General features: G+C 64.0%; 16 protein-coding genes. 11 read left to right on the top strand and 5 right to left on the bottom strand.

Annotated elements, in window-relative coordinates; genetic code table 11:
- Positions 1–34: 34 nt before the first annotated feature.
- The 3 genes from GNK13_RS18590 to GNK13_RS18580 all read left to right on the top strand — a co-directional run bounded on the left by GNK13_RS18590 (position 35) and on the right by GNK13_RS18580 (position 3342).
- On the top strand, positions 35–529 hold the full coding sequence (locus GNK13_RS18590; RefSeq protein WP_164104048.1) for a phage holin family protein: 495 nt from the start codon (positions 35–37) through the stop codon (positions 527–529).
- Entirely contained in the window at positions 508–2049 is a 1542-nt protein-coding gene (locus GNK13_RS18585) for a DUF3618 domain-containing protein (RefSeq protein ID WP_164104047.1), read from the top strand. Before GNK13_RS18590 ends, GNK13_RS18585 begins: the two co-directional genes overlap by 22 nt.
- Positions 2050–2331: 282 nt before the next feature.
- Positions 2332–3342 carry an NAD(P)-dependent alcohol dehydrogenase gene (locus tag GNK13_RS18580; RefSeq protein WP_235935335.1) on the top strand — a complete coding sequence of 337 codons (1011 nt, stop codon included), beginning with the start codon at positions 2332–2334 and terminating at the stop codon, positions 3340–3342.
- A 108-nt stretch (positions 3343–3450) separates the two neighbouring features.
- Here the strand turns inward: GNK13_RS18580 and GNK13_RS18575 are convergent, their stop codons facing one another.
- The 3 genes from GNK13_RS18575 to mnmA all read right to left on the bottom strand — a co-directional run bounded on the left by GNK13_RS18575 (position 3451) and on the right by mnmA (position 8034).
- Positions 3451–5883 (bottom strand): cytochrome c3 family protein, encoded by a 2433-nt coding sequence (locus GNK13_RS18575; RefSeq protein WP_235935334.1) that lies wholly within the window; start codon positions 5881–5883, stop codon positions 3451–3453.
- A 2-nt stretch (positions 5884–5885) separates the two neighbouring features.
- Complete coding sequence (locus GNK13_RS18570) at positions 5886–6812, bottom strand: rhomboid family intramembrane serine protease (protein WP_164104046.1); 927 nt, start codon at positions 6810–6812, stop codon at positions 5886–5888.
- A 67-nt stretch (positions 6813–6879) separates the two neighbouring features.
- Positions 6880–8034 (bottom strand): tRNA 2-thiouridine(34) synthase MnmA, encoded by a 1155-nt coding sequence (mnmA, locus tag GNK13_RS18565; RefSeq protein WP_164104045.1) that lies wholly within the window; start codon positions 8032–8034, stop codon positions 6880–6882.
- A 211-nt stretch (positions 8035–8245) separates the two neighbouring features.
- On the opposite strand from mnmA, the gene prfB reads away from it, so the two are divergent.
- From prfB to trxA, 6 genes are all read left to right on the top strand, one after another.
- Positions 8246–9389 (top strand): peptide chain release factor 2 gene (gene prfB / locus GNK13_RS18560; RefSeq protein ID WP_390622527.1). Its coding sequence is split into 2 segments (ribosomal slippage): positions 8246–8314 and positions 8316–9389, totalling 1143 coding nucleotides; the frame shifts between segments, so codons are not numbered across the junction.
- Positions 9390–9711: 322 nt separating this feature from the next.
- The gene (gene accD / locus GNK13_RS18555) at positions 9712–10623 is read left to right on the top strand and encodes an acetyl-CoA carboxylase, carboxyltransferase subunit beta (protein ID WP_164104044.1); all 912 of its coding nucleotides are present in this window, start codon (positions 9712–9714) and stop codon (positions 10621–10623) included.
- A 24-nt stretch (positions 10624–10647) separates the two neighbouring features.
- Entirely contained in the window at positions 10648–11532 is an 885-nt protein-coding gene (locus GNK13_RS18550) for a serine/threonine-protein kinase (RefSeq protein ID WP_235935333.1), read from the top strand.
- A 244-nt stretch (positions 11533–11776) separates the two neighbouring features.
- The gene (locus GNK13_RS18545; RefSeq protein ID WP_164104043.1) at positions 11777–12616 is read left to right on the top strand and encodes a hypothetical protein; all 840 of its coding nucleotides are present in this window, start codon (positions 11777–11779) and stop codon (positions 12614–12616) included.
- 34 nt (positions 12617–12650) lie between these two features.
- Positions 12651–12803: a hypothetical protein gene (locus tag GNK13_RS21545; RefSeq protein ID WP_203329139.1), complete on the top strand. Its 153-nt coding sequence runs from the start codon at positions 12651–12653 to the stop codon at positions 12801–12803.
- Between the two features lie 256 nt (positions 12804–13059).
- Positions 13060–13386 (top strand): thioredoxin, encoded by a 327-nt coding sequence (trxA, locus tag GNK13_RS18540; protein WP_203329138.1) that lies wholly within the window; start codon positions 13060–13062, stop codon positions 13384–13386.
- A gap of 319 nt (positions 13387–13705) precedes the next feature.
- On the opposite strand, the gene GNK13_RS18535 is transcribed toward trxA, so the two are convergent.
- Positions 13706–14860 (bottom strand): DegT/DnrJ/EryC1/StrS family aminotransferase, encoded by a 1155-nt coding sequence (locus tag GNK13_RS18535; RefSeq protein ID WP_164104041.1) that lies wholly within the window; start codon positions 14858–14860, stop codon positions 13706–13708.
- Between the two features lie 179 nt (positions 14861–15039).
- Here GNK13_RS18535 and GNK13_RS18530 point away from each other — a divergent pair, with 179 nt between their 5' ends.
- Together GNK13_RS18530 and GNK13_RS18525 are read left to right on the top strand one after the other, a co-directional pair.
- Complete coding sequence (locus GNK13_RS18530; RefSeq protein WP_164104040.1) at positions 15040–16584, top strand: redoxin domain-containing protein; 1545 nt, start codon at positions 15040–15042, stop codon at positions 16582–16584.
- Entirely contained in the window at positions 16584–17621 is a 1038-nt protein-coding gene (locus tag GNK13_RS18525; protein ID WP_164104039.1) for a type II secretion system F family protein, read from the top strand. The genes GNK13_RS18530 and GNK13_RS18525 overlap by 1 nt, the downstream gene beginning before the upstream one ends.
- Here GNK13_RS18525 and GNK13_RS18520 read toward each other — a convergent pair.
- On the bottom strand, positions 17618–17971 hold the full coding sequence (locus GNK13_RS18520; protein WP_235935332.1) for a Rieske (2Fe-2S) protein: 354 nt from the start codon (positions 17969–17971) through the stop codon (positions 17618–17620). The genes GNK13_RS18525 and GNK13_RS18520 overlap by 4 nt on opposite strands.
- Between the last annotated feature and the right edge of the window lie 209 nt (positions 17972–18180).

Here is an 18180-nt window from a genome sequence, read left to right as displayed (position 1 = left end):
ATCTCCCTAAATACCGCTTCCGAGGAGGAAGATCATGATCGATTCAACGGATCGCCAGCGTCGGGCTGAGACGGCCGATCCACGCTTTCGCGACGACCCGCACTACGTCGAACCGAGGCGAACCGCAGATTCGGCCGCTGGCATCGGCACTTTGCTGAAAGAACTTCGCGACGAGACGACGCTTCTCGTCCGTCAGGAAATCGCGCTGGCTCGGACTGAAATGAGCGAGCGGATCAGCAAGATTGGTCGCAATGCGGCCTATCTTGCCAGCGGAACGCAGGTCGCTTTTGCCGGCCTGATCTTCGTGCTGCTCGCGATCACCGCGGGCATCTATGTCGCGTTCGTCGCGGCAGACATGGAGTACCACGGGATGTGGATCGCTCCGTTGATCGTCGGCTGCGTCGTCAGTTTGATCGGCTTGATGCTGGTCATGAAAGGCAAGAACGCCATTCAGTCGACCTCGCCTCTTCCTGAACGAACCATCGAAACTATGAAGGAGAACAAGGAATGGATCCGCGAGAAAGTATGAACCCGCAGCCGATTCCCAACGATCGACTCCCGCGCGCCAAGGCCGAATACCACTACGAGCATGAAGACAGCCGAGAGATCTATCGCGACATCGAGCGGACTCGGAGCTTGATGGACGAGACGATCGACGAGCTGACCGCTCGGCTGCAACCGGCCGAATTGCTCCGTGGCGTCTGGGCCGCGTTCCGCTCGTCGTCCTCTTCCGGCAGCAGTCGAGCCCGCGAACGGGTTAGCCACGCTGCCTCGTCGATGGGCCACAGCGTGAGCTCGGGCGTTCGTCACGGCATGCACGCCGGAGCGGAGAAAGCCGCGGCGCTCGGCCATTCGGTCAGCTCGTCGGTCAGCTCGGGGGTGCGTAGCGGCAGTGAATCGATCTCCGAAGGGGTCCAAGAGGGGACCGAAGCGGTGATCGATTGCATCCGCCGTAACCCCGTTCCTTCGGCGCTGGTCGGCGCCGGTGTGGGATATTTCCTTTACAACGAATTCCTCCGCGATCGCCGCGAGGAATCGATTTCCTCCGAGAGGTTAATCATGCAAGGCTACACCCCTCAGCCGGTTTCTGAAGAAGATGTTTTTTGTGAGCCGGCGGGGACGGCCGAGCGGTCGATCGTTCTGCCTGCTGGATCGGATATCGAATCGCCCAAATACCCGCTGCAGGCCGAAGTGGAAGCGAGGAGCGGCAGCGACGGATCATCGCTGGCTTCGAAAGCCGGCCAGCGGGCGAGTGAAGGGGCTTCGGCCGTTGGGGGTGCGGCAGGTTCCGCTGCCTCCTCTGTCCGTCAGGCAGCCTCGTCTGCCGGGAACCGGATGAGCGATTCGGCTCGCCACGCTGCCTCCTCGGCGAGCCATGCCGCCTCGGCGGCTGGGCACAGCATGAGCGAAGCCGCTCGACACGCCGCTTCGTCGGTCAGCCACGCGGCCTCCAGCGCCGGACGGTCGACCTACGGAGCGATGCAAGGAACCGGTCGCTCGATGAGCCATGCGGCGTCGGCCACCTATGAAGGGGCCTATCGCGGGGCGACGACGGTGGGCGAAGCAACCGTCGATGGCTTGCGAGCCAGCGGCCGGGCGATCAACCGCGGAGCGGCTTACACTCGCGACGCTACCAAAGAGGCAACCGAGCAGTATCCGCTCCTGGTCGGCCTCGGTTGCCTCGGACTGGGAATGGTCGCCGGCTTCCTGTTGCCGCGGACCCGCCGCGAGGATGAAGCGTTTGGTGAGACTGCCGAGGAGGTTCGCCACCGCGGCTACGAGATGGGCAACGAAGCAGTCAAACGCGGCAAAAGTGTCGTATCGGCGACCGCCGCCCACGCAATGGAGCAAGCCGAAGAAGAAGGTCTGACCCCCTCCGCACTCGCCGATCACGCCGGCAACGTCGTGAAGAAAGTGGCCGCGTCGGCCAAGGAAGCGATGCACGAGGAAGGACTGACCTCCAAGGAGCTCGCCGACAAAGCGGCTGCGGTCAAAAACGAAGCCAAGGAAACGGCCAAGAACGAAGCGAAAAAAGAGACCAGCAAGTAGGTCTCATTTTCGCCCAGGCTGACAGAAACTATCAGCCGCCGGGCGCTAGCCCCCGGTTTCCGGAACCGGATGCTAGCCCGGATTATTCATCAGCCGCCGGGCGCTAGCCCCCGGTTCTCGAAAATGCCGCAAGAACCGGACGCTAGCGCGTGGCGGCTGATAGAGCTGTGGAAAACCCTCCCGTCTCAACAGCGGCCGGGCGCTAGCCTCCGGTTTCCCTCGGCGCAGTAAAAAAACCGGACGCTGCCGCGTGTCGGCTGATTTTTCGAACCTGAGGCTGCCGTGACGACTGCATCTCCCGCCGCGTTCGACGCTGCCGCACCAGCCCCGCTTGCTGTTGCTCCCAAGACGATGCAGGGCGTTTTCTACGAAGACTATGGCGGTCCCGAAGTTCTCCGCTACGGCAGCCTCCGCACACCCGAGCCGCACTCCGGACAGGTTCGCATCCAAGTCGTCGCCAGCAGCGTGAACCCGATCGACTGGCGGATGCGTCAGGGGGAGATGCGGTATTTACTGCCTGGCGGCTTCCCGCGGATTCCGGGTTTTGACGTGGCTGGTTATCTCGAGGAGGGGGGCGAGCCATGGGGACTGGCTCGCGGAGCGCGTGTGATGGCCTTTCTCGATTCGGTCTACGGCGGAGCCTATGCCGAGTGGGCCGTCTGTTCGCCGCATGCGGTATCGCCGATCCCCGATTCGCTCTCGTTCGAAGATGCCGCGGCGCTTCCACTCGCCGGGTCAACTGCGCTGCAATCGCTCCGCGACCACGGCAAACTGTGTCTCGGTGATCGCGTATTGATCAACGGGGCCAGCGGCGCGGTCGGCGGTTATGCAGTGCAAATCGCCAAAGCTTACGGGGCGCACGTCACGGGGGTGGCCAGTGAGGGCGCTGAGGCCCATGTCCGTATGCTTGGGGCTGATGAATTTATCGACTACGAGCGTCAGAACTTCAGCGAGGCCGACGAGCGTTGGGACTTGATCTTTGACGCGGCCGGCAAAAGCTCGTTCCACGAAGCCCGCCGCGTGCTGCGCCCCCGGGGCCGATTTGTCAGCACCGAGCCGAGCCTCCGCGGAGCGCTGACGAGCCTCGCGACGCTGACCACTTCGCAGCGAGGCCGCATCATGGTCGCGCGGTCCCGCCGCGAGGACCTCGGCGAACTCATCCGGCTCCACACGGTCGATCAATTGCGGATCACCGTCGACGCAATTCTGCCGCTCCACGAAGCCCCCGAAGCCCACCGCCGCAGCGAAAAGCATCAAGTGCGAGGCAAATTGGTGCTGAGAGTTGGAGGGTGAGTTGGCCTACCAATCATCCGCCAATCAGCCGCCACGCGCTAGCGTTCGGTTAATACGGCGTCTGCGAGAACCGGACGCTAGCGCGTTGCGGCTGATGAATATTCCGGGCTAGGGGCTGGCGGCTGATCCGCCACCCGGGCTCGCCTCGCGTGTCTCGGCTGAGCCCTCGAGTTTTTCGCGGAGCAGTCTCACGGCGGTTTGGAAATCCTCGTTCTCTGGCTCGAGCGAAGCCGCCCGTTGAAGGTGCTCCATCGCTTTGTCCATCTGGCCGTCGAGATAGTAAGCCCAGCCGAGGCGGTACTGCAGCGGAGCGCTGGTAGGTGCGAGGCGAGCGTCGCGGGCGAGCAGTGGGAGTTCCTGTCGCCGCAGTTCCGCAATTGCCTTTCGCGTCGCAGCGATACTCTCGGGCGTCCCTTCGCCCGCGGCCAACTGCCCCTCGACCAGATTCTCGAGCAGTCCGGCGAGGTTGCTCCGCGGGCCGACCGTGTTCGGCTCCACGCGGATCGCGGTCTTGTACGATTCGACGGCTTCCGCAATCCGGCCGGTCGCTTCGCAGAGCAGCGCCCAGTCGAGGTGGGCTCCGCTGCGATCGCTGATCACTCCCAGCCCCGCTTCGATTTCGTCCATCACTTGTCCAAACCGAACACGCTCGCCTGCATCGAGCCCGACATAACTTCGCGTGGTCGCCAGCGTGCGAGCGGCGTGGACCCGGACCAGCCTCGAGGAATCGTCCAGCAGCGGTCCCAGGCGGTCGGCTAATCGTTCCGCACCGTCGGGGCGAACCAGCTCGCCGGCCAGAGCGCGAGCGGCCGCGGCGCGGACGATCGGGTGCGGATCGTCCAGCGCGTCTCGAGCCGCGGAAGCGCCAGCCGCGGCAGTCCTCGGATCGGCCCCTTGGGCCAGCTCGTCGAGCGCCGTCGCGCGGGCGATCGCCGGGACGCTCGCCGCCTCGCGGGCCAGTTGCGCGAGCGCGTCGACACCCCCCGACGCGCCGCGGCGAAAAGCGGCGAAGGCTTCAGCAAAATGCGGATCGCGGCGTCGCTCCTCGCCATACCAGCGGTCGCACGCTTCGTCCGCCCAGCGGTCGACACGGTCAATCTCCGCTTGCACCGACTCGTCACCGGCCGCTGCCAACCGCTGCCAATCGGCGTACTCCCGCAGCTCGGGTCGCTTCTCCGCGTCGACGTTGTTGGGATCCAAGTGGCAGCCGGTACAAGCGTTGGGGGTCCCGGTCGAGACCGACAGGTCGGGGCGTGGAATCCTCAGGCTGTGATCGCGCCGCCGGTCGAGGGCCATGTAAGTCGTCTCGGGCATGTGGCAATCGACGCAAGCCGACCCCGGAGTCCCCGGAGCGTGCTTGTGGTGCGACGGGGTGTCGTACTTTCCGGCCGGATGCTGGTGGCAGGAAGTGCAAACTTGGTTGCCGGGAGCTTTCAGCTTGAGCGAGTGGGGATCGTGACAATCGCTGCAACGGATTCCCTTGTGATACATCTTGCTCTGGGTGAACGAGCCAAACTCATACACCTCATCCAAGATCTGACCGTCATCGTGATAGAGCGTCTCGCTGAGCCGCGACGGATCATAGAAGTCGCAGAACTGGTTGCCGGGCTGGAAACCAGGAGCGATCGGCCCACGCCGGCTGTGGCACGGGGCGCAGGCCTGAATCTGCGGCTCGTTGCTTTCCCCCTTGAGCGTCGCCAGTCCGTAGCCGAGGTGCCGGTCCCAGAACAGCGATTTGCGGCGGGCCAGCGTCACGTGCGTGCTGCCCGGACCGTGGCACGCTTCACAGCTCACGTCGATCTCGGAAAACGTGGTGTGATAGCGGTTCGCTTTGGGATCGAAGCCGGCCACGAGATTCGTCGAGTGGCAGTCGGCGCACATCGTGTTCCAGCGCTGAGCGATGCCGGTCCAGTGCAGGTCGTCCTCCGGGGCGAGCTTCTCATCGACATCGGGAGGCGCCAAGTAAAACCACTCGCCCCGTTCGGTATCCCAGCTGATCCGCAGCACCTGCACGCGGGCGTCGGCATTCTCGGGCGTCGCAGCGTCGCGATCGAACTCGACCATGTACTGCTGCAGCGGCTCGACCCCGAAGACGTACTTGATCTCGAAGTCGCTCATCTCGCCGTCGGGGCCTTCGGTGTGGATCAGGAACCGCTCACCGTCGCGAAACATGCGGCTGACGATCCCGTGATGCTCGAACGTCGCATCGTTGAAATCTCCGAGGACCGTCGCCTCGGTCGCCAAATCCATCGCCAGGTCGTGGTGCGAACCGTCGTAGGCGGCCGCCTCTTCCTGGTGGCAATCGATGCACGCGGAGCGGCCGACGTAGGTCGCCACCGTCTCCGGCGGCAGCGTCCGCCAGTAATCCGCGAATACGCCCGCGGCGACGAGCAGCAGCGAGGCGGCGGCGATCCAGATCCAGTGAGCGACCCCGCGCCTCCGCAACCGACGGAGCGAGCGGGCCCGACGGCGCTGCTGAGACCGCTCGACCTGATAGGCAAGGCGAGCGAGCGGTGCAAAATGAAGGTCGGGGGGATTCAAACTTACTTCCCGCGAATGCGTCGGCTGTAGCGTTCGAGCAGGCGACGCTCGGCGGCAGTCAGACTCGCTTCGCCCGAATCGTGAATCTTCTGGAGGATGCGATCCGCTTCGGCCGCTTCCTTGGCGAGCTTTTTGTCCGGGTCGTGCAACCGCAGCTTGGGCCGCGAGCGGAACCGGTCCCGCAGCCCGCCAGCGAACCCTCCTGAAGAACCTCCTGAAGATCCTCCCAGCCAGTCCGGCAGCGCGGTCCCGAGATTCCAGCCGCCGAGGTAATACGCCGCGGCGAATGCGACCCCAGCCAAGTGGACTTCGAACGCCGTCGAGTCGACTTGGGCTTCGCCGCGTCCCCCGAGGGCTCCCAAGAGGTTCATCGCCACGAACAACACGCCGACGATCCAGGCTTTGACCGGGAGTACGAAGAACAGCAGGATCTTGGCGTGCGGATAGCAAAAGCAAAACAGAATCGTGACGGCCGCCACGGCTCCCGAGGCTCCGAGCATCAACGAGCGGACCTGAGGCGCATCGGCTCCGGCTGCTGCCAGAGCGGTCAGCAGCGAGTAGACGACGCCGCCGGCGACGATCGCCAACAGATAAAAGCGAGTGAACTCCGCCTTCCCCAAGCGCCGTTCCATCGCCGACCCGAAGAAGAACAACCCGAGCATGTTGAAGAAGATGTGATTCAAATCGCCGTGGGCAAAACCGTAGGTCAACCACCGCCACCACATCCACGGCTGGTACAGCGTCTCGTCGTGGACGCTGAGGGTCGTCGTCAACGAGTCGCTGCGGTTGAAGAACAACCCGTTGATCAGGAAGGCCGCTACGTTGATGACCAGGATGATCAACCAGGCGGGGTGGCTCGCCAGCCGGCCTCCGAAGCGAGGCTCGCCTCCGTCGTCAAACTGGCTGTAGTCGCGATCGTACAGACCCATCGAAAATCGGCTTTCCGGTGCACTGGCTAATTGGGGAGGGGGGCAGTCATTTCAAACGTACGTCAGCTCACAGCGAATGCTCGATCCAACCGCCTCCGAGGACGCGGTCGCCCGAGTAGACGACCGCTGCTTGGCCGGGGGCGACCCCCGCTTGCGGCTGCTCAAACTCGACCGTGAACTGCCTGGGGTCGGCAACGTCAAGCGTCACGGTCGCCGCTTGGGGCTCCCCGTTATAGCGAATCTGCACTTCGCACCGCGGCGGCAGTTCCTGGGGATCGACGAGCCAATTGGCCTCGTTGGCGAGCAGCCCTGGACGGAGCAGCGCCTCGCGGTCGCCGATCACGACCCGCCGGGTTTCGGGTTCGATGCGGACCACGAAATGCGGCTCGCCGAGCGCCACGCCTAAGCCTTTGCGTTGGCCGACGGTAAAGCCTTCGATCCCCGCGTGCTCGGCGACCGTGCGGCCATCGGTCGTGACGATTTCTCCCGCAGTCGACGGGGCATCGGCGCCGCGACGGCTGCGGACGAACTCCGAATGGTGCCCGGAGGTCACGAAGCAAATTTCTTGGCTGTCCCGCTTTTCGGCGACTCCCAGACCGAGTTCAGCGGCGCGACTGCGGATCTTGCTCTTTTCAAAATCTCCCACCGGCAACAGCATCCGCTCGAGCCTCGACGCCTCGACGCCGAACAGGGCGTACGACTGGTCCTTGGAACTGTCTCGACCGCGAAGCAGCATCGCTCGGCCCTGCGAATCGCGCCCCATCCGGGCGTAGTGGCCGGTGGCGACGAAATCGGCGTCGACCCCGTCGGCATACTCGAACAACCGCCCGAACTTGATCCAGTTGTTGCACATCACGCACGGGTTCGGAGTCCGCCCGCGGGTGTAATCGTCGACAAAGTAATCGACGATGCGGCGAAAATCTTTCTGCAGGTTGAGGGCGTAGAACGGGATCCCCAGGGCGTCGGCGACCCGCCGCGCATCGGCCGCATCCGAAGCGCTGCAGCAACCCTGTTTGTGATCGGCTCTCCCACTCCCAGCCCCCCTCCCGTGGAGGATCGGCAGCAGTGGCGAAGCGCCGCCGTCGTCGCTCCGGCAGGCTTCGACCGATTCCTCGCCGTGCCGCATGAACACGCCGACCAGATCGTGTCCCGCCTCGCGGAGCAGGTGCGCAGCGACGCTGCTGTCCACCCCTCCGCTCATTGCCAATACGATCCGTGCCATGTTCTGTCGTGCGTCGAGTGGAGGAGAGTGGGTGAGGTGGGAGTTGTTGGCCAGTTGCCCCGTTGACCCCGTTGGCCAGTTGACCCCGTTGGGTGGGCGATCCCTTTCGCTATATTCAACGTAACGTAGGTCGCTCGAGTTCGACACTCGAGACTTCTCCGCACGGGCTGCTCCACTCCACTTCCCCCCATTCTTTCGCAGCGGGCTTTTCATGGAATCTGCACTGTACGACCGCGCCGCCGAGATTCAGGATCGTTTGGCCTCTCTCCGAGACAGTCTTTGACTACGCCAACAAGCGTCAGCTCGTCGACGAGATCGAGCAGCGGATGGGGCAACCCGATTTCTGGAACAACCAGGAACGGGCTCAGGCAACGGTCGCTCAGCTGAAAGGGCTCAAGGGACTTACCGGTCCGATGGGCGAAGCGTTTGCAGCGGCCGAGGACCTGCAAGCGATGCTGGAGATGGCCGAAGAGGAGCCCGAGTTGGTCGGGGAAGTCCGGGGCGAAATCGAGCGGCTCGAGGAGGTGCTGAGCGCGCTGGAGCTCAAAGCGCTGCTCAGCGGACCGAATGACGACGCCGGCGCGTTGCTGACGATCAACGCCCGCGACGGCGGCACCGACGCCAACGACTGGGCCGAGATGTTGCTGCGGATGTACTCGGCCTGGGCCGCCAGCCACGATTACAGCGTTTCGTTGCTCGACCGCCAGGACAACGAGGAAGCGGGCATCAACCACGCCACGATCGCCGTCCGCGGGCCGCTCGCCTACGGATACTTGAAGGGCGAGGAGGGGATGCACCGGTTGGTCCGCATCAGCCCCTTCAACAGCGAAGGCAAACGCCAAACGAGCTTTGCAGCCGTCTCGGTTTCTCCAGAGCTGGACGACTCGGTCGAGGTGGAAATCCACGAAAAGGATGTCCGCGAGGACCGCTTTCGGGCCAGCGGAGCAGGGGGTCAGCACGTCAACAAGACCGACAGCGCGATTCGCTTGACGCACATCCCGACCGGAATCGTCGCCACCTGCCAGAGCGAACGGAGCCAGCACCAGAACCGGGCCACGGCCTGGAAGATGCTGCGGGCTCGGATGGCCCGAATCGAGGAAGAACGCCGCGAGGCCGAACAGGCGGACAAATATGCCAAGCGGGCCCGCACCGGTTTTGGCAGCCAAATCCGCAATTACTTCCTGCATCCCGACCAGCGGGTCAAGGACGCGCGGACCGGGCACTACGCGGGCAGCTTCCATGCCGTGCTCGACGGAGGCGAGTTGCAGGGCTTCCTCGACAGCTACCTCGAATGGCGAGCCCGCGACGGAGAAGTCGACGGCCAAGCCTCGGAGAAAGCCGGAGCGGCCGAGTGAGGGGCGCGCTGAACGGCAGTACCGCATTGCGTTGGTAGATGGCAAAATCAGCCGCCGGGCGCTAGCCCCCGGTTCCCGAAAACGCCGTGCGAACCGGACGCTAGCGCGTGGCGGCTGATGAAGATTCCGGCCCGGCGGCGAGTGGGCGTCGCGAAATTGCCGCAGAACCGGGCACGGGTTCAAGATACACTGGTTTAACAATCGAGCTTGGGGCAGAAACGCCCGCATTGGGTTTGACCTCTTGCGGGCCGCTCGCCGACACTTGAGGCGATCCTGCGTTTTCGATCCTCTACCGCGCTAGCTGGAAACTCCGACTGCTGCCATGGCGACCGTCGACAACCCCTCTTCGTCTGCTTCGTCGAACCTCGACGCGGTGAATGGTTCTTCTTCCGCCGCGGAGAACGGAGCTGAAAATGGCTCCGCGACCTCCCCTAAAAAACGGGGAGTTCCCGAGGGGCTATGGATCAAGTGTCCAGGCTGTTCCGCCTCGGTGTACCGCAAAGAGGTCGAGCGGCGGGCGAATGTTTGCCCCAAGTGCGAGCACCACTTTTACGTCTCGGCTCGAGAGCGGATCGCCCAGGTCCTCGACGAGGGGACCTTCGAGCCGATGGACGAGCATCTGCGGCCGACCGATCCGCTCGAGTTCGCCGACCGCAAGCGATATTCCGAGCGCCTGCTGTCCGAGCAGCGACGGACCGGACTGACCGACGCGGCGATCACCGGCACCGGGATGATTCGCGCCCGGCGGGTCGCGTTCGCGGTCACCGACTCGGCCTTCATCATGGGGAGCATGGGATCGGTCGTCGGCGAACGGCTCACCCGGCTGATCGAGTGGGCGACCCGCGAGAACATGCCGCTGATCATCATCAGTGGCTCCGGCGGCGGGGCGCGGATGCACGAGGGTATCCTCTCGCTGATGCAGATGGCCAAAGTCTCGGCGGCGCTTGCCCGGTACGACCAGGCCGGGGGACTGTTCATCAGCGTGCTGACGAATCCCACGATGGGCGGGGTCGCCGCCAGCTTCGCTTCGCTCGGCGACTTGGTCTTTGCCGAACCCAAAGCGCTGATCGGTTTCGCCGGCCCGCGGACGATCAAGGCGACGATCGGCATTGAACTCCCCGAAGGCTTCCAAACCAGCGAATTTCTGCTCGAACACGGCTACATCGACCGGATCGTGACCCGCAAAAACTTGAAGAGCGAAATCGCCCGCGCGATCGATTACTGTGGCAAGTAGTCTTTCCCTGCAGGATCCACGCGCGTGAGCTTTCTCGATTCTCTTCGCTCGGTTTTCAAGTCACAGAAGAAGCTGGACGTCGAGGCGCGTTTCGAGCGCCTCCGCTCGAGCGTCAGCGGCACGATGGGGGACGTCAGCGTCGTCCGCGACCGCACCGATGGCCGGATCGTCGCGCTCAAGCTCTGCGACCCCGAGAAGTTCGCCCTCTTCGAAGCCCGCTTCAAAGGCCAAGGAAAACCGACCGAGGGCCAAATCGCTCTCGAGATGGACCACCCCCGGGTGATGAAAACGTACGAAGCGGGGATGACGACCAAGGGTCAGCACTACCTGATCATGGAGTTCATCGAAGGCCCCGGGCTGCAGCAACTGGTCCAAAAACGGGCCGAGGATCAGCTTCGCGGCAAGCGTTTAATGCTGATCCGCCAGATGGCCGAAGCGATCGAGTACGTGCACGCCCAGGGCTACATTCACCGCGACGTTTGCCCGCGGAACTTTATCTGCTTGCCAGGCATTACGGGGCTGAAGCTGATCGACTTCGGGCTGACCGTCCCAGCCAAAGGGGTCTTCATGCAACCGGGTAACCGGACCGGGACGCCGCTCTACATGGCTCCGGAGATCGTCCGCCGCCGCGTCACCGACCAGCGGGTCGACGTGTTCGCTTTCGGCGTCACCGCCTACTGCGTCACCACCTTTGAGTTCCCTTGGCCCTCGGGCGATACGACCGGCCGCGCCGCTCTGCAGCACGATACGGCCGAAGCGGTCGACATCCTCCAGTACCGTCCGGATCTGAACCCGATTCTCGCCCGGGCGATCATGGGCTGCATGGAACCGGAAGTCAGCAAGCGAACGCCGTCGATGTCCACGTTCCTCCAGCAGATCCGCTCGCTCGGCCCCGACGATTCGCCCTGACCGGCCCCGTACGCCAGACCCCCTATTCTCATTAAAACGCCGAAATCGCCCGTTTTCGTTGACACTGTAAAAAATCGGCAACTATATTTAACGGGTACGGATTCGCTGCCCGAGCGGCACTGCGGGCTTGGTGCCGCTTGAGCGAGCGATCCGTGGCTGCCCCCTTGTCCGCCGCGAGCCGATCTAAAGCGTGGTACGGGCTGCCGGCGATGCCGGAAACTTCATCCATTTGAGCTGGTAATCGATGACTTTCCTGGGAAAAATCTTTTCGACCATCCTGGTCTGCCTCTCCTTGGCCTTCATGGTCCTGGCGCTGGTTGCCAATGCTTCGCACCGCAACTGGCGCGACGAGGTGCTCGACCCGGTGAATGGCTTGAAGCACCAAGTTGAACTGGTCGAGCAGACCAACCAGCAGCTCCGCGATTCGCGTCAGCGGACCGAAGAGGCGTTGGCCCGCGAGCAGGTCGCTCGGCGGACCGCCTTGGCCGCTCTGCAAACCCAGTTGGACGAGCTTCGCCAGCAGCTGCAGAACAGCGAGCAAACTGTCCAGGCCTTGCAGGCGACCAACAACGAACTGGTGCAAACCGATCGCAGTCGCGCCGAGCAACTCTCGCGGCTGACCGAAGCCAACAAGGATCTCGAGCAACGGATCATTGCCGAGCGGACCGAGCGCGACGAGCTGTTCGCTCGCTCGCTGAAGCTGACCGACGAATACAACCAGGCGATCGGTTTGCTCGAGACCGAACAGGAGCGGAACGAGCAGCTGGTCAGCGACGTTTCGCGGTACAAGGAAGTGCTCGACGCCCGCGGAATCAACGTGAACGACCCGCTCGACGGAGCCCCGCCGGAGCGGAATGGCGTGGTGCTGGTCGTCAACCGCCCGGCGAAGCTGGTCGAGATCTCGATCGGCTACGACGAAGGGCTGCGGGACGGACACACCCTGCACGTCACCCGCGGCGGCCGCTACATCGGCAAACTGCTCGTGCGGCGAACTCAGCCCGATCGGGCCGTCGCGGAAATCCTCGAACCGTACCTCGAAGGCCCCATTCAGAAAGGCGACCGTGTCGACACAAATATCCAGTAACCCAGGCGCCCGCGGCCCGGCCCGTAAACGGGGCATGGACATTTACACGGTGATGCTGCTGCTGAGCGTGGTGTTCATGACCGTGGCCGTGATCGCGATGACGATCGAAATGCGGCGGTATCTGCCCCAGCTGTGGAATACCAGCGAAGCTCGGCCGGCGGTCGGGATGCTCATCGGTCTCCGCTAAACCGCTCGCAGCATTGAAAATCCATCCAGGCGTTCCCATCGCGGGGACGCCTGTTTTTGTTGGTGGCACGCCGAATGCTTACACTGCTGCTCGGATCGGCCGTGCGTCAAATTGACAGCGCCCGGGAGGTTCCTACAATCCTGCATTCGGCAACGAATGTGAAACGCAACCCAGCCGCCGGCTTACGGATGCAATCGCGACCGATTTCCTTTCCCCGGTGGTGCGGCGGCACTGCAACCGTTCTTGAGGTGATTTGATGGCAGGAAACGTGAAGGAGTTTACCGACTCCAATTTCGACGCCGAAGTGCTCCAAGCCGACGGCCCGGTCTTGGTCGATTTTTGGGCACCGTGGTGCGGCCCCTGTCGGCAAATCGCTCCGATGATCGACGAGTTGGCCGGCGACAATCCCGGAGTCAAAATCGGCAAGGTCAACATCGACGACAACCCGCAAGCCGCGCAGAAGTACGGCGTCAGCAGCATTCCGACGCTGCTGGTCTTCAAAGGGGGCGAAGTCGCCGAGACGTTTGTGGGAGTGCGGCCGAAGGCCCAACTGCAAGAAGCGCTCGACTCGGTCAAAGCCTAAGGAGCCGTCGCGAGACGCTGCGAAGAAACAAAAAAGCTCGCCGAGCCCTCGGGCCCGGCGAGCTTTTTTTACGTTTCTCATCCCATCAGCCGCCACGCTTCTTGCGTCCGGTTGTCACCGCGTTTTCGGGAACCGGGGGCTAGGCCCTGTCAGAAAATCCAGTGATTTCAGTCTTTTGAGCCGTAGGCGCTAGCCTCGGGCCTCGCAGCCCCGGAATTTTCGCTGCCGCACCCGCGGCTAGCGCCGTCGGCTCAGGGTTTTCTGACCGCGCCTAGCGCCCGGCGGCTGATAGTGCCAGCCTGGAAAGGCTGACATACACTCAGGCTGCGGCCCGGTTTTGCTTGGCGAAGAAGCTGCCGATCGACGCCACCACCCGCTCCTGCTCTTCGGCCGTCAGTTCCGGGAAGATCGGCAAGTTGAGGATCTCGCGGGCCGCCCGCTCGGTCTCGGGCAACTCGACTCGGCTCCACGGCTCCGAGGCGTAGCAAGCCTGGGCGTGCACGGGGATCGGGTAATAGACTTCGCTGCCGATCCCGTCGGCCGCCAAGTGCTGGCGAAGCGTGTCGCGCTGGGAAGCCTCGATGCGGATCGCGTACTGGTTCCAGACGTGGTAGGCGTGCGGATCGACCGCCGGCAGCACGACCGCTTCGTCCAGGCCGGCGTCGGTGAACATTTCGGTGTAGCGGGCGGCGTTCTCCTGACGAGCCGCCACGGCGACCGACAGATGCTTCATCTTCACCCCCAGCACGGCAGCTTGGAACGTGTCCAAGCGGCTGTTGATCCCGACCACGCGGTGGTGGTAGCGAGGCTGCATCCCATGGGCGGCGAACAACCGCAGCCGCTCGGCCATCGACGCGTCCGTGGCGGTCAACATCCCGCCGTCCCCCATCCCGCCGAGATTCTTGGTGGGATAGAAACTGAAGCAACCGATCTGGCCCCAACTCCCAGCGGCCCGGCTGTGGTAGGCCGCTCCGATCGCCTGGGCGGCGTCTTCAACGACCGCGATGTCTTTCTGAGTCGCCAGCCGGCAGATCGCGTCGATTTCGGCGCACTGGCCGAACAGGTGCACCGGGATGATCGCTCGCGTGGCCGGAGTGATCGCTGCGGCAATCGCCGCGGGATCGATGTTGAAAGTCCGCGGGTTGATGTCGGCGAACACCGGCGTGGCGCCGAGCCGCGTAACGCAGCTGACGGTGGCAAAGAAGGTAAAGCTGGGGACGATCACTTCGTCGCCGGGACCGATGTCGAGCGCCATCAGGGCCAACAGCAGAGCGTCGCTGCCCGAAGCACAGCCGATCGCGTGGTCGACTTGGCTCAGCCGAGCGACCTCCCGCTCCAGCTCACTCACCTCGGGTCCGAACAGAAAACGGCCGCTATCGATGACGCCCGCAAGCGCCTCGATGAATTCTTCGCGAAGAGGGGAGTTTCCGCGTGCAATATCGAGCAGCGGCACCCCGGCGACGGGACCCGACATGGTAAAAGCCTTCCGTTGGCAATTTTTAAATGGAATCCGTCCGATTGCGTTCGAAGCTACTGCGGGCGTGCCGGGGAAGTCAAGCTCGGTCGGTCGACCCGGCTTTCCACCGCGCCTATCATGAAATGAACACTTGCCGCTGCAGCTAAGCCACTCCACCTTCGAGGACCTCCAGACCGATGCGGAAATCCTGCCCACCCACCGCCCCCGTCCGGCGCGCCTCCCGCCACCTCTGGGCCAAGCTGCTCGTCGTCCCGCTGCTCGCTGGACCACTGTTCGTCGGCCAAGCCTCTACCACGCTGGCCCAAGACGACGCCGCCCCCACGCAGGCGCAGCCCGCGCAGCCGCCGGCTTCCGAGCAACCAGCCCCCGCCGATGCGGCGGCACCGGCAGCGGCAAAGATCAGCGACGAAGTGCGGGCGGCCGTGGCCCCGATGGTGCGGCGGATCGCGGCGGCCGAATCGCTCCGAGCGACGGTCAAGATGACCGTCACCTCGGCCGTCGCTGACGAAGTGCTGGGCACCACCGAAGGACTCTTTCAAATTGCCTCGGTCGTGCCGAACAAGATCGCCCTGAGTGCAAAATTCGAGAGCGAAGCGGTCCGCTTCGTGTCGGGCGGCCAGCAGCTGAATATCCAGTTGTCGCCCGAAGCGTATGTCCAGACCGACGCTCCCGAATCGCTCGCCGCTCTCGTTTCGGCGATGCCAATCCAGCTCGGCCCGCAGCCCGAGCCAATGCTGTGGCTGAGCGTTGCGGGGGTCGATCCCTCGGTCTCGCTGCTCAACAACGTCGTCTCGGTCGAACTGGTCGGGCGGGAACCGGTCGGCGACGTTCCGGCCGTGCAAGTTCGGGCCAAGCGGCGGGAAGGAATGGACTGGACCCTCTCGATCGCCGCCGACGACCGGCCGCGTCCGCTGACGCTGCTGATCGACATGACCGAGATGATCACCAAGGCGAACGACCTGGAAGTCCCCGAGGGTTACTCGTTCTCGATCCGCTACGACTTCGAGGGCTGGGAGGTCGACCCGAAGCTCGCTCCCGAGCTGTTCACCTACCAGCCGCCGACCGGCGCCGAGAAGTTTGATTCGATCGCCGATTACCTGCTGCAGGCTAGCGAAGCCGGGCCGCACCCGTTGCTCGGCAAACCGGCTCCGGAGCTGGAAGCCCAACCCGTCGAGGGCGAGGCGGTGACGATCGGCGGCCAAAGCGACGAGGTGGTGGTCCTCGAATTCTGGGCCACCTGGTGCGCCCCGTGCGTCGAAGCGATGCCCAAAATGGCCGAACTGGCCCGCAGCTTCGAGGGCAAGAAGGTCAAGTTCTATGCGGTCAACGTCAGCGAAGATCGCGAAGCGGTCGAGACGTTCCTGGAGGATCGCGAGTTGGCGATGCCCGTGCTGCTCGATCCCGAAGGAGAGATCGCTTCGGCTTATGCCGCAACCGCGATTCCCCAAACCGTGCTGATCGGCAAAGGGGGCCGCGTCGAAGCGGTCCACGTCGGCTTCGACGCCAACGAATCGACCGCGCTGCTCACGCAAGAGCTGGAGACGCTGCTCGCCGGCCGGCGGATCTACGAGCCCGAAGAGGTCGCCGAACCCAAGGGCGACGCCGAGGCCAATCCCAAAGCGGCTGACGAGCAGCCCGCCGAAGCGAGCGACCAGCCAGCTCCTGCCGACAACGCAGCTCCTGCTGGCGATGCCGCTCCTACTGGAGATTCGGGGGCCTGATGGCGGGCCGCATGGGTCTGGCGGCAGCCATGGAGTTCTGCCGCCGCTTCGGGACCGCGTTTCGCGCAGGCGTCGATATCGTCTCGCTCTGTCGCGCCGAATCGCGCTACGGCAACAGCCGCCAGCAGCAAGTCATGGCTGGGGTGGCCGATGCGGTTGCCGAAGGCTCCTCGTTCGCCGACGCGATGCAGCAGTCGGGACCCAAGTATTTTCCCAAGCTGCTGCTCTCGATGGTCCGCGTCGGCGAGCAGACCGGCCGCCTCGAGCGGACGATGTTGCTGATGGCCGAGCACTACCAGACGCAGCTCTCGACGCGACGGATGTTTTTGATCGGGATCGCGTGGCCCGCCCTGCAACTGATCGCCGCAATCCTCGTGATCGCGCTGCTGATCTGGATCTTGGGAATGCTGCAGCCGGTCGGCGGCGGCGAGTCGTTTGATCCGACCGGGTTCGGGCTCCGCGGGACCAGCGGCTTGATGATCTACTTTGGGTTCGTGGGGTTATTCTTCGGGACCATCGCGCTGATCGTATTGGCGATCCGCAACAACTTGCTGAATCTGCACGCGGCGATTCCGCTCTTCTACCTGATCCCCAAGCTCGGCCCGGCGATCCAGACGATCACCTTGGCCCGTTTTTGCTGGACGTTGGCCATGGCTCTCGACGCCGGCCTCGACCCGATGCAGAGCGTCTCGTTGGCGATGGACAGCACCGGCAGCGACTACTACCGCTCGGAGACGAAGACGGCAACGCGGGCCATTCAGCACGGTCAATCGCTCGGCGAGGCACTGGCCAAGACCGAGATTTTCCCCAGTGAATTCCTCAATTCGATCGAAGTCGCCGAGATCTCCGGCACCGACGCCGAGTCGCTCGCCTCGCTGGCCTCCCAGTACGACGAACGGGCCAAGGTCGCGGTCCGCACGATCGCTGGTCTCGCGACGGTCGTGATCTGGGTGCTGGTCGTCGTTGTGCTGGTGACGCTGATCCTGCGGATGGCTTTTCGGGTCTTCGGAGCGATGCACGAGGCGACGCAGTTCTAAATCTGCACCTCGATCCGCCCTTCGACCTCCCGCGCCGGGTACGAACCGATCAATGGGGTGCCGCTCCCCGTATGGACTCCATCGGCCAGCTGGTACTGCCAGCCGTGCCAGGGGCAGGTGACGCATCCCCCGACCACCTGTCCTTCGGCCAAGGGACCACCGTGATGGGCGCACAGCGCCTCGATGGCATAAACCTGGCCGCCGTGGCGGAAGAGGGCGAGCAGCTGTCCTTCGACCGCCCGTTCGATTCCCACGTCTTCGCGCAGCTCGTCACTAGCCGCGACGGGGACCCAGCGCGGCGGTTGCGCCGCTTCGCCCGACGCGGATGGATCTCTGGAAGTGGGCTGCATCGAACGGCTCCCGAAAACAAAACGCACGGAGTGAGGGGAAGGTGGCTGGAGTCCCGGCGAATGCCGCATCGCGGTACAATCGGGGGCTTCGCTGGGAATCGCCGGCCGAAGCATTGCTGCTACCACGAAGGATTAAAACCGTGAAGAGCTGGGTCAATCAAACTGTCTTTGGAACTGCGATCGCCGTGCTCTGGTGTGCGTCATCCTGG

Origin of the sequence: Candidatus Laterigemmans baculatus (genome assembly GCF_010367455.1) — a bacterium.
Lineage (GTDB): Bacteria > Planctomycetota > Planctomycetia > Pirellulales > Pirellulaceae > Laterigemmans > Laterigemmans baculatus.
The sequence above is the reverse complement of the archived record's forward strand: the minus strand, read 5'-3'. Positions and strand labels throughout refer to the sequence as shown.